The 14,703-nt window shown below is 66.1% G+C and carries 12 protein-coding genes and 2 tRNA genes; 7 read left to right on the top strand and 7 right to left on the bottom strand.

Translation table 11 applies throughout. From position 1 onward, the window contains the following. Positions 1 to 43 precede the first annotated feature (43 nt). Positions 44 to 484 (top strand): MAPEG family protein, encoded by a 441-nt coding sequence (locus WJT74_RS04625; protein WP_343347412.1) that lies wholly within the window; start codon positions 44 to 46, stop codon positions 482 to 484. On the opposite strand, the gene WJT74_RS04620 is transcribed toward WJT74_RS04625, so the two are convergent. From WJT74_RS04620 to WJT74_RS04600, 5 genes are read right to left on the bottom strand one after another with little or no spacing between them, the layout of a single operon-like run. Further along, positions 481 to 1,668, bottom strand: a complete 1,188-nt coding sequence (locus WJT74_RS04620) for a class I SAM-dependent RNA methyltransferase (protein ID WP_343347410.1) — start codon at positions 1,666 to 1,668, stop codon at positions 481 to 483. The genes WJT74_RS04625 and WJT74_RS04620 overlap by 4 nt on opposite strands. Continuing rightward, on the bottom strand, positions 1,665 to 3,014 hold the full coding sequence (locus WJT74_RS04615) for an NAD(P)H-hydrate dehydratase (protein WP_343347407.1): 1,350 nt from the start codon (positions 3,012 to 3,014) through the stop codon (positions 1,665 to 1,667). The genes WJT74_RS04620 and WJT74_RS04615 overlap by 4 nt, the downstream gene beginning before the upstream one ends. 10 nt (positions 3,015 to 3,024) lie before the next feature. Continuing rightward, positions 3,025 to 3,882, bottom strand: a complete 858-nt coding sequence (locus WJT74_RS04610; protein ID WP_343347404.1) for a 4-(cytidine 5'-diphospho)-2-C-methyl-D-erythritol kinase — start codon at positions 3,880 to 3,882, stop codon at positions 3,025 to 3,027. Further along, positions 3,851 to 5,512 carry a tetratricopeptide repeat protein gene (locus WJT74_RS04605; RefSeq protein WP_343347402.1) on the bottom strand — a complete coding sequence of 554 codons (1,662 nt, stop codon included), beginning with the start codon at positions 5,510 to 5,512 and terminating at the stop codon, positions 3,851 to 3,853. The genes WJT74_RS04610 and WJT74_RS04605 overlap by 32 nt, the downstream gene beginning before the upstream one ends. 7 nt (positions 5,513 to 5,519) lie before the next feature. Next, positions 5,520 to 7,172: an electron transfer flavoprotein-ubiquinone oxidoreductase gene (locus WJT74_RS04600; protein WP_343347400.1), complete on the bottom strand. Its 1,653-nt coding sequence runs from the start codon at positions 7,170 to 7,172 to the stop codon at positions 5,520 to 5,522. Between the two features lie 46 nt (positions 7,173 to 7,218). Here WJT74_RS04600 and WJT74_RS04595 point away from each other — a divergent pair, with 46 nt between their 5' ends. From WJT74_RS04595 to WJT74_RS04570, 6 genes are all read left to right on the top strand, one after another. After that, positions 7,219 to 8,001 (top strand): uracil-DNA glycosylase family protein, encoded by a 783-nt coding sequence (locus WJT74_RS04595; RefSeq protein WP_343347398.1) that lies wholly within the window; start codon positions 7,219 to 7,221, stop codon positions 7,999 to 8,001. Next, positions 7,998 to 9,716: a lytic transglycosylase domain-containing protein gene (locus WJT74_RS04590; protein WP_343347395.1), complete on the top strand. Its 1,719-nt coding sequence runs from the start codon at positions 7,998 to 8,000 to the stop codon at positions 9,714 to 9,716. Before WJT74_RS04595 ends, WJT74_RS04590 begins: the two co-directional genes overlap by 4 nt. Positions 9,717 to 9,762: 46 nt before the next feature. Beyond that, positions 9,763 to 10,833 (top strand): PA0069 family radical SAM protein, encoded by a 1,071-nt coding sequence (locus WJT74_RS04585; protein ID WP_343347393.1) that lies wholly within the window; start codon positions 9,763 to 9,765, stop codon positions 10,831 to 10,833. Between the two features lie 34 nt (positions 10,834 to 10,867). Then, positions 10,868 to 12,298 (top strand): M28 family peptidase, encoded by a 1,431-nt coding sequence (locus tag WJT74_RS04580; protein ID WP_343347390.1) that lies wholly within the window; start codon positions 10,868 to 10,870, stop codon positions 12,296 to 12,298. 70 nt (positions 12,299 to 12,368) lie between these two features. Continuing rightward, entirely contained in the window at positions 12,369 to 12,671 is a 303-nt protein-coding gene (locus WJT74_RS04575) for a hypothetical protein (RefSeq protein ID WP_343347388.1), read from the top strand. 45 nt (positions 12,672 to 12,716) lie between these two features. Beyond that, positions 12,717 to 12,793 (top strand) — tRNA-Pro (locus tag WJT74_RS04570). 32 nt (positions 12,794 to 12,825) lie between these two features. Here the strand turns inward: WJT74_RS04570 and WJT74_RS04565 are convergent. Next, a tRNA-Ile gene (locus tag WJT74_RS04565) sits at positions 12,826 to 12,902 on the bottom strand. A 40-nt stretch (positions 12,903 to 12,942) separates the two neighbouring features. After that, positions 12,943 to 14,544 carry a sensor histidine kinase gene (locus tag WJT74_RS04560; protein ID WP_343347385.1) on the bottom strand — a complete coding sequence of 534 codons (1,602 nt, stop codon included), beginning with the start codon at positions 14,542 to 14,544 and terminating at the stop codon, positions 12,943 to 12,945. Between the last annotated feature and the right edge of the window lie 159 nt (positions 14,545 to 14,703).

Here is a 14,703-nt window from a genome sequence, read left to right as displayed (position 1 = left end):
CGCTAAGGAGCCCCCCGCAAGATTTGTTGCGGGGGGCTTTTCAATGGACATTCCATATTCGCTGATCGCGCCGATGGTGGCGTTGGTGGCATGGACGATCGTCGTCCTGTTCTGGGCGATCATTCGGATACAGACGGCCGCGCGGCGGCCGCATTCGGGCTTCGACGTCAACAAGATGCCTGCCGGCACCCGCGCGCGAGATGTCGAGGAGCATCTGCCGCGCGAGGCGAGCTGGCCGCGCCAGAACTACGAGCATCTCGTCGAGCAGCCGACGTTGTTCTACGCCATCGTCACGGCGCTCGCCCTGATGCAATCCGATCATTGGCTGAACGTCTCGCTGGCGTGGGGTTACGTCGGTTTCCGCATCATCCACTCGCTTCAGCAGATCTTCGGCAAGGTCCGCGCCATCGGCTTCGTGGGATCGAGCCTGTGCCTGATCGCACTGACGGTCCACGGAGCGATCGAGGTCGTCTATCACCTCTAGCGCGAGAAGCGGCTGACCAGTTCGACATGAGTGGACCAGCGGAACTGTCCGACCGGTTTCACCCAATCGAGGCGATAGCCCCCTTCCACGAGAATGGCGGCATCGCGGGCAAAGGTACCCGGATTGCAGCTGACGAACGCGATGGTTGGAACCGCGCTGGCCGCGAGTTGCCGGCATTGCGCCTCCGCTCCCGATCGGGGTGGGTCGAGAATGACGGCGGTAAAAGGATCCAGCTCCTTTGTGTCGTAGGGGCGACGGTAAAGGTCGCGATGCACGGCCTCGGCCGGACGACCCGCGCGCCGCGCCGCCTGCATCAAGGCGACGACCGCATCTTTGGCGGCTTCTGCGGCCTCGACCGGTCGGTTCTGCGCGAGTGCGAAGGTGCCAAGCCCGGCAAAAAGATCGAGGATAGGCCCTGGACTTTGCGCTAGCGCGTCGTCGACGCCTGCGATCAGTGCCGCCTCCCCGTCGGCCGTGGCCTGAAGGAAGCTGCCTTGCGGAAAGGGCACCGCGACCCCGCCAAGCGTCATCGTCACCGGTTGCGGCTCGTAGCGAGGTTCGGCTCCGTAGCCGTCATCGACCGATAGCCGAGCCAGTCCATGATTGGCGGCAAAAGCAGGAAGCGCCTCGGCGGCTTCCAGCCCATCGGTATCGATGCCGCCCAGCATGAGGTCGATGCCCTGGTCGGTGAGCGTCATCTGGACACGGCCCGATCGACGTGGCGGCAGAAGAACGGCCAGAAGCGCACGAAGCGGGTCGAGCATCGCGAACAGCTCGGGCGCCAACACATGACATTCGCGCATGTCGACGATCTGATGGGACTTTTCCCGGGTGAAGCCGATCAGCACGGACTTTCCGAGCTTGAGGGCCTTCAGGTCCGCGCGGCGACGGGATCGCGGCGGAGAGACATGGGCGGAAAGGACATCGGTTTCGATGCCCTTCTGCTGGAGCGCACCCATGACGCGGTCGCGGCAGAATTCGGCGTAGGCTTCGTCGGTCAGATGCTGGAGCTGGCAGCCGCCGCATTGCGGAAAATGATGGCACGGCGGTTCGCGATAGCCGCCGCCCCGTTCGACGACCCGGCCGTCTTCGACACGGTCGCCGGGCGCGGCAAGCGGAACATATGTCCCGGCGTCGGTCACACCGTCGCCACGCCCCGCAATGCGGACGATCCGCTCGCTCACAGGACGGCCGGCAGAGCGGCGATCAGGTCGTCGGCGATGAGGGGATGGCGGCACGCCTCGGCCGCGCGGCCGTGGAGCCAGACTCCTGCGCAGGCCGCGTCGAACGCATCCATGCCCCGAGCCCGCATGGCCGCGATCATCCCCGCGAGGACATCTCCCGTCCCGGCGGTCGCAAGTGCGGCCGGCGCGGGCGGGGCAAAACCCAGACGACCGTCGGGGGCGGCCACGAGCGTGTCAGGCCCCTTGTAGACGACAACATTGCCGCAACGCTGCGCAGCGATCAGCGCCCGATCGGCCTTCGATCCATCGATCTCGCCGAACAGCGAGCGGAACTCGCCCTCGTGCGGGGTGATGATTGCGTCGTGACCCTGAAGACGCTCGGGCTCGCCGACGTGTCCGAGCGCATCCGCATCGAGGACGAGCGGATGGGTCTTGGTCAGCGCGACGGTCAATAACGGCGGAATGTCGCCCATTCCCGGCCCCAGGAGCAGACAGCCGATGCGCTCGTCGTCGAGGGCGCCAGCATCCTCGGTCTGAACGATGCTGCTGGGCAGGTTGTCGATTATTCGGCTCGTCGAGACGCGGACATATCCGGCCCCTGCCCGCGCCGCGGCATGCGCGGACAGTGCGATCGCGCCCGGCATCGCGCCCGACAGGCAATGGACCATTCCGGTATCGAACTTGTGGCCGAGCGGATCGCCTTTGGGCAGGTCGGGACGTTCGATCTCGAACCAGTCGCTTTCCGGCTCGAGACCGAGGGGTGCGATGGCGACCCGGCCGCAGGACTGCATCGCCGGCGCCAACCGGTGCGCAGGCTTCATCGCGCCGAGCGCGAGCGTGAGGTCGTAAGGCCCGAGATCGGAGAGCGTTTCGCCCGTATCGGCTACGACGCCCGACGGCAGGTCGCAGGCGATACGGCGATCCGCTGCACCCAGAAGCCGCCGAGCAGGATTTGCGACATCCTCCTCGATGGGTCGTGACAGGCCGGTGCCGAACAGGCAATCGATGACCAGATCGGCAGTTTCGGTATCGGAAGCGAACATTTCGGTCGGGCCCGCCCAGTCGCCGGCCGCGGCCTTGGACGTGTCGGTTCCCGGTTCGCCGGTGCGAACGATCCGCACGGAGGCCCCGGCGTCGGCCAGCGCTCGAGCAGCGACGTAGCCGTCTCCGCCGTTGTTGCCGGTGCCCGCGAGTATGATCGTGTCGCGAGGTCCGAACATCGCTAGCGCGGCTTGCGCCAGCGCGAGACCCGCGCGTTCCATGAGCGCGCGTTCGTCGGTTTCGGCATCGAAGGCCGTCTGTTCGAGCCGGCGCATTTCGGCGGCGGTAAGAATGGGTCGGGTCATGGGCGCGGCCTTAGCGCAGGCGGGTCGCCATGTGCCACCATTCTCCGCGCATCCGCGCTGCGGCGGCATCGCGTGCCTCGATGCTGTCGAACAGGCCGAAGCATGTGGCTCCGCTGCCCGACATGCGGGCGAGATCGACGCCGTCCTGTTTGCGCAGCCATTCGAGCACGTCGCCGACGACAGGCGCGATCGCGCGGGCGGGTGCCTCCAGATCGTTGCGTCCTTCGCGCCAGCCGTCGCCAAGAGGACCGCGATCCTTGCCGTCCCAGCCTGCAAACACTTGCGGCGTCGCCAGTGCGACGCGCGGATTGACGAGCAAGACGGGTGTCCCGGACAGGTCGGGCAGGTCGAGGGGAACGAGCCGCTCCCCTACCCCCTCGCCTCGGGCGGTCATCGACAGCAGACACGCCGGGACGTCGGCGCCCAGTGTCGGCGCCACATCCTGTGCGTGGGCCGGATCAAGTTTCCAAAGCGAGGTAAGCAATCGCAACGTCGCGGCTGCATCGGCCGACCCGCCGCCGAGACCGCTGGCGATCGGCAGCCGCTTATCGAGATTGAGAGCCGTATGATGAGGTTTCGGCTGATGCCGCGAGAGGGCGGACCATGCCCTCTCGACCAGATTGTCATTGGAGCCGAGCTCCGCGCCGAAAGGGCCCTCGGTTTCCAGCGTAAAGCCGGGCGCCGGGGCTGACACGCTGGTCCCCGTTATCCAATCGCCGTCGGTACAGAAGGCGAAGAGAGTTTCCAGTTCGTGATAGCCATCCTCGCGGCGGGCACGGACGTGAAGGGCGAGGTTGAGCTTGGCGGGCGCGGGTTCGCGCAGGGGGACGGGCGCTTCAGGGCGCGGCGTTGGCAGGCGCGAGGCCATAAGCGATCTTGTCCTCGATACGTGTTCGCGCGGCGTCTTCGTCGGCATAGACGAGCGCTGCGTTCCAGGCGAAGCGCGCATCCATACGGTGACCCGCCGCGAACAAGGCATCGCCATAATGTTCGTGAATTTCGGGATCGGACGGTGCCTGTTGGCTTGCTCGGGCGAGCGCCTCGATCGCGCCGTCGACATCCCCGATCTTGTAGAGCGCCCAACCGAGACTGTCGGTGATGGCGGGGCTGTCGGGCGAAAGTGCGCTGGCCTTGCGAATGAACGCCGAGGCCAATCCCGTGTCCTCGCCTGCTTCCAGCATCGCATAGCCGAGATAGTTCAGAACGAGCGGTTGATCGGGGGCTAGGGCGAGCGCGTGCTGGAACAACGAACGGGCGGCGGGCCATTCGTCTGCCTGTTCGCGCTGGGCAGCTTCGAGGAAATAGAGCTGCCAATCGTCCCGGCGATCGCCACGGGCATAGGCGTAGGCATCGGCGGCGTCGGCATGATTGCCCGCTGCCGAAAGCGCGTCACCCAGACGCGCATGATCGCCCGGTGTAGGCCGGTCGCTGGCGGCCAGTGCAGCGCGGGCGACGCGGACGGCATCCGCGGGCCGGTCGGCGGCAACGAGCGCTTGGACCTCGCTGTCGCGGGCCTGACTGGCGAGCAAGGAGGACGGAGGGATCGCACCGTAGAGCGCGAGTGCCGCATCGGGGCGACCCGCTTGCGAGAGGAGAGCGCCCGTCAGGATGGCGGCATAGTCGTTATCGGGAGCAGCGGCGCGGGCGACCTGCGCGAGCAGCAGCGGCATCTCGCCCTGGTTACCGCTTCGCACGATGTCGAGCGCGATACCGAGCAGCAGTTCGCTCAAGGCTTCGGCAGGGGTGGCGACCGCCATGTCCAGCGGTTCGTCGGCGTCGATACGGCTCCGCGCGCGCTCGAGAATGGGGTCGGTACCGCCCAGGATGGCGGTCGCGAGGTCGGGGCGACCGAGGGTGGCGAAGCGATCGGCGAAGGCAAGCTTCAACCGTGTCTCGCGCGGGCCGGCCGCCGACAGCGCGGGGTCGGTCCATCGCGCGGCCTCTTCGACATCGCCTGCAGCGAGGTAGAGGAATGCTGCCTGCTCGGCTTGCTGCCGGAACAGGGCGCGTTCCTCGGGCAGGCCGGCGATCCGGCGGGCGGCGCGCCGGGCATGGTCGGTCGAGCGCGTCTCGGCGTCGATCCAGCCGCGCACGAACGGTTCGATGAAATCGAGGCCGATCCGCGCGTCCTCGTCGATGAGGATCGACAGCGCCTCGCCATATTCCTGTTCGCGCAACGTGTCGGCGAGTTGCAGCAGTCGCAGGTCGAGGCCGAATTCGTCGGGCGATGCACTCGAGCCCGCAATCTGGCGGGCAAGATCGAAGCGGCCCGCGGCGATGGCGGCGGACGCGGCGCGTTGCTCCATCTCCGCGTCGGGTGCGGTACTGGCCCGGACCCAGTCGACATAACGTTCGGCGGCGCGGTCCTGCTGACCCAGAAGATCGGCGGCGCGGGCGTCGACGTAGTGATCGAGCGGCCCCGACGGCTCGACGAAGCGCAACCGAAGTTGCTGCGCTTCGGCTGGCTCGGCAAGGCCCGCCACCAGCGCGGCGGCCATCAGAATCCTACATGTTAGGATAATTGGGGCCTCCCCCGCCCTCGGGCACAACCCAGTTGATATTCTGGGTCATGTCCTTGATATCGCAGGTCTTGCAGTGGACGCAATTCTGCGCGTTGATCTGCAATTTGGGATTACCTTCCTCCTCGCCGACGATCTCGTAGACGCCCGCGGGACAATAGCGCTGCTCGGGCGAGGCGAAGACATCGTAATTCACCTGGATCGGGACCGTGTCGTCCTTCAACGTCAGGTGAACCGGCTGATCCTCCTCATGATTAGTGTTGGAGAAGGACAGGTTCGTCAGCTTGTCGAATGTCAGCTTGCCGTCGGGTTTGGGATATTCGATCGGCTGCGCATGCGCGGCCGGTTTCATGTGAAGATGATCGGGGGTGTGCTTCAACGTCCACGGCGTCCCGATCTTCAGATGGTTGAGCCACATGTCGGCCCCCGCGAGAACGGTGCCTAGCTTCCCGCCCGCCTTGGCAACCCACGGCTGCGAATTGCGGACCTTCTTGAGCTCCTCGCCGATCCAGCTCGAACGGACGGCGGGCTCGTAGCCTTCCAGCACGTCGTGCTGGCGGTCCGCTCCTAGCGCCTCGGCGACATGTTCGGCCGCGAGCATCCCCGATTTCATCGCGGTATGATTGCCCTTGATGCGCGGCACGTTGACGAAACCGGCGCTGCAACCGATCAGCGCGCCGCCGGGAAAGGCGAGCTTCGGGATCGCCTGCCACCCGCCCTCGTTGATGGCGCGCGCGCCGTAGGCGACGCGGCTGCCGCCTTCGATTTCGGCGCGGATATCGGGATGCGTCTTCCAGCGCTGGAATTCGTGATAGGGCGACAAATAGGGATTGTCGTAGTCGAGCGCGACGACGAAGCCGAGCGCCACTTGACCATTGTCCTGATGATAGAGAAATCCGCCGCCCCAGGCGTCGTCGAGCGGCCAACCCTGCGTATGCACGACCTTGCCCGGCTCATGCTTGTCGGCAGGAACGTCCCACAACTCCTTGATTCCAATACCGTAGACCTGCGGACCCGATTCCGCTCGCAGATCGAAGATATTGGTGAGTTCCTTGGTCAGGTGGCCGCGCACCCCTTCGGCGAAGAGGGTGTATTTGCCGTGCAGCTCCATGCCGGGTTGATAATCGGGACGCTTCGATCCGTCGCGCGCGATCCCCATGTCGCCGGTCGCGACGCCCTTCACCTTGCCGTCGTCGTCGAACAGCACTTCGGCGGCGGCAAAGCCGGGAAAGATTTCGACCTCCATTCCCTCGGCGACCTCGGCGAGCCAGCGGCAAAGATTGGCGAGGCTTCCGGTATAGGTGTCGCGATTGTGCATGAAGCTGGGCAGGAAGAGGTGCGGAATGCCCATCTTTCCGGTGTCCGACAAAATCCAGTGATGGTTGGACGTCACCTTGATCTTGAGCGGGCAGTCCTCCCGTTCGCGCCAGTCGGGCAGGAGTTCGTCCAGGGCCTTCGGATCGATGACCGCGCCCGAGAGGATATGCGCGCCGACTTCGGAGCCTTTTTCCAGCACGACGACGCTGATGTCGCGCTCCTGCTCGGCGGCCAGCTGCTTCAGCCGGATCGCGGCGCACAGGCCCGCGGGCCCCGCACCGACGATCACGACGTCATATTGCATCGATTCCCGTTCGCTCATTCGCTCTTATCCCTTGGTCGCGCATTGCGTTCGTTTCGGCTTATCCGTGCAGTGCCAACGAATTGACCGCGCCGTCAACATCGCCAATCGTGCGGGGCGAATGGGCGAGGGAACGAGAATCGATCCGCGAGAGGCGGCGGCGCTACTGGACTGGTGGCGCCAGGCAGGGGTGGATGCGGCGGTCCAGTCGCCCGCTCCTACGTGGCGTTCGCTGGGGAAATCGCCGGTCCCGGTGGCGGTGGAAGCTCCCGCCGCGGCCCCGGTTCCGGCATCGGACACACGGCCAGAGCCGCCGGCGCGCAACGCTTCGCCGTCGCCCGACCTCCCCGATGATGCAAAGTCCATCGCCAGTTGGCTCAAGACGCGCTCTGAACGGCTCGGTGCCCAGCATGTCGGCGCGGCGCTGTCCCCCGACACCGGGCTGGCAGTCATTGCCGCCCGCCCGGTGGAAGCAGAAACGGGGATCGGCGCGGCCCATGCGCCATTGCTCGCGGCGATGCTGCGCGCGATCGGCCAAGAGGGTGCACCCGTCGTCTTCCTCGATCCCGCTTTCCGGGAAGGACAGTCCGAGCGCGAACCGGTCGAGCCGGACCTAGTCGACGCCATGAAGCGCCTGATCGCCACGCACCGACCCGGCCGTCTCCTTTTCTTCGGCGATGGCGCGGCGCGCGCAATGCTCGGCGAACCGCTTGCCAAGGCGCGCGGCAAGTCACATCGCATCGAGGGGGTCCCGGCGGTAGCGACCTTTCACCCCCGCTGGCTGATGGATCGACCACAGGACAAACGGCTCGCGTGGGAAGACCTGCAGATCTTGATGGAGAACGAATGACGCGTTTGGTGATGGCGGCTCTGGCCGCATCGGTCCTGTCGGCGACCCCGACGCTGGCGCAGGACGCCGACCCGCTCGCGCCTCGTCCGCAGGAAGCGACGCCGCCTGCCGACGCCTCTCCGGCGCAGGTGCCGGTCAGGCTCGAGCGCGACTGGCCGTCCATCCTCAACGCCATTTCGCGGCAGCAATGGGAGGTTGCTCGCCAGTCCATCGCGGCGATGGATCGAAGCGACCCGCTTCACGACTATGCGTTGGCCGAGCTCTATCTCGCGGCCGGGTCGCCGCGGATCGACGGGCCATCGGCGGCGCGGGTCGCCGAGCGGTCTGCGGAATTGCCACAGGCCGGGGCGCTCGCCCGCATCGCGGCGGATCGCGGCGGCGATACGGTGCGCGTCCCGGGCGAACGAACGCTAGTTACCTTGGGCGGAGCGCCGCGGCGCTATCGTGCCCGATCGGTGGGCGGCGCACAGGTAGAAAATCTGCTCGCGCAGCTCGGCCCCGCAGTCGAGGCCGACGACGGTCGAGCCGGCGAAGAAATCTATCGGGCGGCCGTCGAAACCGGCGGCCTTTCGGGCGAGGCCTGGGCTGAGATATCGCATCGGGTGGCGTGGATCTATTACGTTGCCGGCGACATCGCCAACGCGCGGAGGATCGCGCTCGAGGGGTTGTCCGCAGGGACTGCGGAGTGGCGCGCGCAAAGCGCCTGGATCTTCGGGCTGTCGAGCTGGCGGCAGAACGATTGCATCAGTGCCGCGACAGGATTTCGCCTTGCGGCCCTTGGCACGCGCGACCGCGAACTGGGTGCCGCCGGACATTATTGGACAGCCCGCGCGAACCAACGCTGCGGTAGGGCCGAGCGTGTCGCGCAAAGTTACCGTGCAGCCGCCGTTGATCCGGAAACCTTCTACGGACAGCTGGCGCGCGAACGACTGGGCGAACCGCGGGCGCTGCCGGTACGCGTGCAGGATCCCTCTCCCACCGAAGAACGCGCGGTAGCGGCTCTTCCCAATGTCCAGCGCGCTAGATCGCTGGCGGCAATGGGTCGGCGAGCGGAAGCCGAAGCATTGCTGCGGCATCAGGCGCGGATCGGGGATCCGGCCCAGCACCGGCTCCTGGTCGCGGAGGCGGCGGAACTCGGCCTGGGCGTCCAATATTTTCTCGCTACCAACGCACCGCGCGGGACGCTGCTCAATGCGCGCGACCGCTATCCCGCCCCGGATTACACGCCCGACAATGGCTGGCGGATCGACCCGTATCTGGCTTTCTCGCACATCATTCAGGAAAGCGATTTCCGCGAGACCGTGGTCAGTCCCGCCGACGCCGTCGGTCTGATGCAGGTACGGCCGGGGACCGCGCGCGACACGGCCCGGGCGCGGGGCGAGACGGTCACGGCCGATCAATTGAAGCGGCCGCAGACCAATATCGATCATGGTCAGGCGTTCATCCAGCAGATGCGAAGCAATCGGGCGACGGGCGACGAGTTGATGCGGATCATCGCGGCCTACAACGCGGGGCCGGTCCCGGTCGCGCGGTGGGCGAGCATTCCGGGCGAAGATCCGCTGTTGTGGATGGAGAGCCTGCCCTACTGGGAAACGCGCTTCTACATCCCCGCGGTCCTACGCAACTATTTCGTCTATCACGCCGAGGCTGGAACAACTCCGCCCGCGCTGGTCGATCTGGTTCAGGGACGCACACCGAGGTTCCCCGCCAGATAGCATAGATGTTCTTGTTCTGTTCTTATTGGTTCGATAGCATGGACGTATGCCGATCGAATCGACCAAGGGCCGCGGGGCGACCCGGAATGCCACCCCCACCCGCTTCAATCTGAAGGAACATGTCGCCGACGGCGACTGGCTGGACGAGGTCGAACGGGTCGACGGGGTCGCCCCTCGCCGGACAACGGTGACGATCGAGCGGCCGAAGACCATCCTTACCAAGAACAGCTCGCCCGACATCGGTTTCGACCGGTCGGTCAACGTGTTCCGAGGGTGCGAGCATGGTTGCATTTATTGTTTCGCGCGGCCGACGCATGCCTATCACGATCTGTCGCCGGGAGTGGATTTCGAAAGCCGCCTGTTCGTCAAACCCGACGCCGCGCGGTTGTTGCACGAGACGCTGGGTCGCAAGGGCTACACCGCCAGGCCGATCGCGATGGGGACGAACACCGATCCTTATCAGCCGATCGAGGAGCGGTGGCGGGTGACACGTGCGGTGCTCGAGACGCTGACCGAGCTCGATCACCCGTTCACGATCACGACCAAGTCGGATCGGGTGGTCCGCGACCTCGACCTTATCGCTCCCGCAGCGCGCAAGGGGTTGGCGGCGGTGGCGCTGTCGGTAACGAGTCTCGAATCGAAGACGCATCGAACCCTCGAACCGCGCGCACCGGCGCCTGCCAAGCGATTGGCCGCGATCAAGGCGCTGGCCGAGGAAGGGGTACCCGTCTACCTTTCGATCTCTCCGGTCATTCCGCACATCACCGACATGGAGATGGAAGCGATCGTCGCCGCCGGCGCGAAGGCCGGTGCGCGCAGTGCCTTCTTTCTTCCCGTTCGTTTGCCGCACGAGGTAGCGCCTTTGTTCAAGGCATGGCTGAAGGAACATTATCCCGACCGGTCGCGAAAGGTGATGGCGACCATCCGCGACCTGCGCGGCGGGCGCGATAACGATCCCAATTTCTTCTCCCGCCTGCGCGGCACCGGTGTCTGGGCGGAACTTTTCGCCAAACGGTTCGACAAGGCGTGTCGCGATCACGGCCTCAGCCGCGAGAAGTTCCGTCTGAACTGCGCGCTTTTCCGCCCGCCGCAGGGCGACCAGATGCGGTTGCTCTAGTCAGGCCGGAAAGAGCCGTTTAGCGTCGCGCGCCATGACCAAGATGCTCTCGCGCTTCGCGCTCGCCGCCGCTCTCGCCAGCACCTCCCCCGCCCTTGCGCAGCAAGCCTCGCCCGAACGGCAGTCGGACGCGGTCGCCGCGGCGACCAACCAGTTGCGTTCGCAGGACCTCCCCTATGACGCGCGGGCGCTGGAATTGGGCCGAGCCGCGATGGACGACGAACTGGCATGGGACATCCTAGAAGGACTGACGACCGAAGTCGGACCGCGCCTGGGCGGCACCCCGGCCGAACAACGGGCGCGCGATTGGTCGGTTCGCCGTCTGAACGAAATCGGTTTCGCCAATGTCCGGGTCGAGGAATTCCAGATGCCGACGTGGGTTCGCGGTGCCGAGAGCGGAAGGATCGTCGCTCCTTTCCCGCAGGAGCTGGTGTTGACGGCGCTGGGCAATTCGGGCGCAACCCCTGCCGAGGGATTGACCGCCGAAGTCGTCGGATATGAGGATTACGCCGCATTCCTCGCCGATGCGCCGGCGAACCAGTCGGGCAAGATCGTTTTCATCTCCAACAACATGCCGCGCAACCAGGACGGGTCGGGATATTCCATGCCCTTCGGAGCACCGCGCTGGGTCGGGCCCAACGAAGCCGCCAAGCGCGGCGCCGCGGCAATCGTCGTGCGCTCGATCGGCACCGACAACAATCGAACACCGCACACCGGCAACACCAATTTCGACGAGGGTGTGGCCCCTATCCCCGCCGCCGCGCTCGCCGCGCCCGATGCGGAGCAGTTGATGCGCGCGCTCGATCGCGCGAACGGGCCGGTGCGGATGCAGCTGGTGCTGACGCCGCGCCATATCGGGATGCAGACATCCGGCAACGTCATCGCCGAGGTCCTGGGCCGCGATCCCGATGCCGCAAAGGTGCTGGTCGCCTGTCACCTCGACAGTTGGGACAATGCACCGGGCGTGTTCGACGATGGCGCGGGCTGCGCGATCGTGGCAGCGGCCGCCAAGCGGATCATGGACGCCGGGAGGCCGGAGCGGACCATCGAGATCGTCTGGTACGGCGCCGAGGAAGTCGGCATCTGGGGCGGGCTCGATTTTGCCGAGCGCCATGACGGTACCGACTATCACGTCGCGGCGGAAAGCGACTTCGGTGCCGATCGGGTCTGGAAAGTCACGACCGATCTGGGCGCGGATCGGCGTGCCGAGGCAGACCGGCTGCGGGCAACGCTGGCACCGCTCGGGATTGCGTCGGGCGAATATGATCAGGCGGGGGGCGCCGACATCGGTCCGCTGCGCGCCGAAGGAGCGCCCGGTGTCTCGCTGCGACAGGACGGTACGCGCTACTTCGATTTGCACCACACCTCCAACGACACGCTCGACAAGGTCGATCCCGAGCAGCTGAAGCAGAATGTCGCCGCGTGGACGGCGATGCTGGCGGTCATGGCGGGCCCGGTCGAATAGCCGTTACGGAGCCTTTCCGATCGGTTCGGCGTTACATCTTGCGATCATCTTTGCATGAAAGGATTGAGCCATGCGTCTTACAAGTTTTGCCCTTCCCGCCCTCCTCTTGCTCGGAGCGTGCAGCGTCAGCACCGATGACGAGGACAACAGCCTGACCGTCGACGTCGACGGCGACGAGGTGAACGAAGCTGTCGACGATGCCGGGACCATCGCACGCGACGTCGGCAATGATATTCAGGAAGGCGCCGAGAACGCCACCGATCGTGCTCAGGCCGAGATCAGCCAGGAAGCCGATGAGGCCGAGGCGGAATTGGACGCCGAGGCCAACGAAATCGAGTCCGGTGTCGAGGGCCATTCTCAGAACGACCAATAAGCCGCTGGTTCGTCGCGGTTCGACCTGATAGAGGCTTCGCGACCTCGGGGAGTGGCGCAGCCTGGTAGCGCATCTGCTTTGGGAGCAGAGGGTCGCAGGTTCGAATCCTGTCTCCCCGACCATGCCTTCCCTTTCGGCGCGCGGCCAAAGAAGGTGGTAGGCGCGGCAGGACTTGAACCCGCAACCAAGCCGTTATGAGCGGCCGGCTCTAACCAATTGAGCTACGCGCCCCCACGCCTCCCCTAGCGAGCGACGGTCGCCGCGCCAAGCGTCAGTCGGCGCGAACGAGGCTAAGCGTGAGATGTCTATCGTCGATGACGAGGTCGCCCCCGGCCACGCGCGCCAATCCCCGTACCAAGCGGAGCGAAAATCCCAATCCCAATAGGGCATCATCGTCATCGTCGATCGAGAAGCCGGGGTCGAACAGCTCGCGTTCGTCATAGCGATCCAGCCCACGCGGGCGCTCGATCGCGACGTAGCAGTGACGCTCCTTCGCACCGATGGCGATCGAGAGGGTCTCGCCGTGGGGCGTCACGTCGATGAGGGCCGCAATCAGGCGTTCCAGAAGGCGTGCCGACAATTCAGCGTTCGTCGAGCAGACCGGATCGCGGTCGCGAGGGATGTCGAGGTCGACACCGCGTCGCGCTGCCCGCGCTTCGATCACGGGACGAAGATGGTTGAGAATGTCGCCGAGCGGTTCGGCATCTCCCTCTTCGCGCCCGCCCTGAAGTCGTGCGGCGAAATCGAGATCTTTGATGGCTTCCAGAAGGATACGCGCCTGCGTCACGATCTGTGCTGCCCGTTCGCGATAACGGCGGTGCGCGGGGCCCAGATACTGTCCGTCGATGATCTCCGCGAACCCGATGATCGCATTGAGCGGCGTTTTGATTTCGTGAACCAGTTCACGAAGCGCTGCGGGATCGAGCGGCAGGGCCGTTTCGCGAGGCGGCGACATCCGGCGGCTCGCCGCGGCCCGTTTGCGCAGCGCGGCGCCGCTATAGCCGAGGAACCGACCGCTCTCCGGATCATATTCTGGTGTGCCGGTGACTTGCCAGTCGCCGGGCAGCCCCGCGAACGCGCTGTCGACTGCGGAAAAGGACTGGCGGGCGCCGATCAGCGGGGCGAGCGCTGGCGCAGCGGCGAGCGACTGACCGATCAGCGCGGTCCGGGGTGCGCCGTCGACCCAGTCGATTGCGCCGTCCGCGCCCGTTTCCCAGCGAAACGCCTTGATGGCGTCGCGATCGACATTCGTCGAAGGCGAAAACGATCGGGCGGACGGCCGCGACGTGGTCGACGCCACGGTTTCCCGGTCGAGGATTGCGGTGTTCGCGCCGTCTGCTTTGTCGGACGTGCCTGTATTTCCGTCGGGCTGTGGTGACTTTACGGACGGCGTCTCCCCGTCCACCGCATCGCCAATCGTGGTGCGGGCTGCCTTCAGCCGCTCGACCACGTCCCCCAACCGCCGACTTTCTGCATCGGCGCCGTCCTGATCCGGCCAAAGATTGAGCAGGAACGCCCGCGTCGCCCCGTCGGCCGCGTCGACCAAGGCGGCACGCTGTTCCGGCTTGACCGAAGCCGCGGCGAGGACCGGCGCGGCGACCGACAATTCCTCCTCGGCAAACAGAGCGAGCATCTTCGGACCGAGCGCCCTGCCCGCGATGGCGCGGCCCGTCGCGCTTCGCACGTCGATCGGCACTTCGTCACGCTCGGACCGGATGACCGCAAGCGCCGCGACCATCGGCGCATCGTCCTCCATTCCCGCCTCGCTCACGCGCGCCGCCAGTTCGACCAACTGGCGCCAGCGAACCGCACGGTCGCGCGGCCCCGCCAGCGGCAGGGTCAGCAGCGTCGCAAGGCGGTCGTCGAAACGCACGCTGATCCATCACTCCTCGCGTCGGGGAATCCGACAGGGTGCGATGTGGGACAAGACTTACGCGCTTTACAGTAAGATCCCGTTAACCATCCCGATACGGGACAGGCCGGTGCGACAAAGAAAAAGCGCCGGAACTCAACGAGCTCCGGCGCTTCTCGA

The sequence above is a fragment of the Sphingomicrobium sp. XHP0239 genome, assembly GCF_039555325.1.
GTDB lineage: Bacteria > Pseudomonadota > Alphaproteobacteria > Sphingomonadales > Sphingomonadaceae > Sphingomicrobium > Sphingomicrobium maritimum.
The sequence above is the reverse complement of the archived record's forward strand: the minus strand, read 5'-3'. Positions and strand labels throughout refer to the sequence as shown.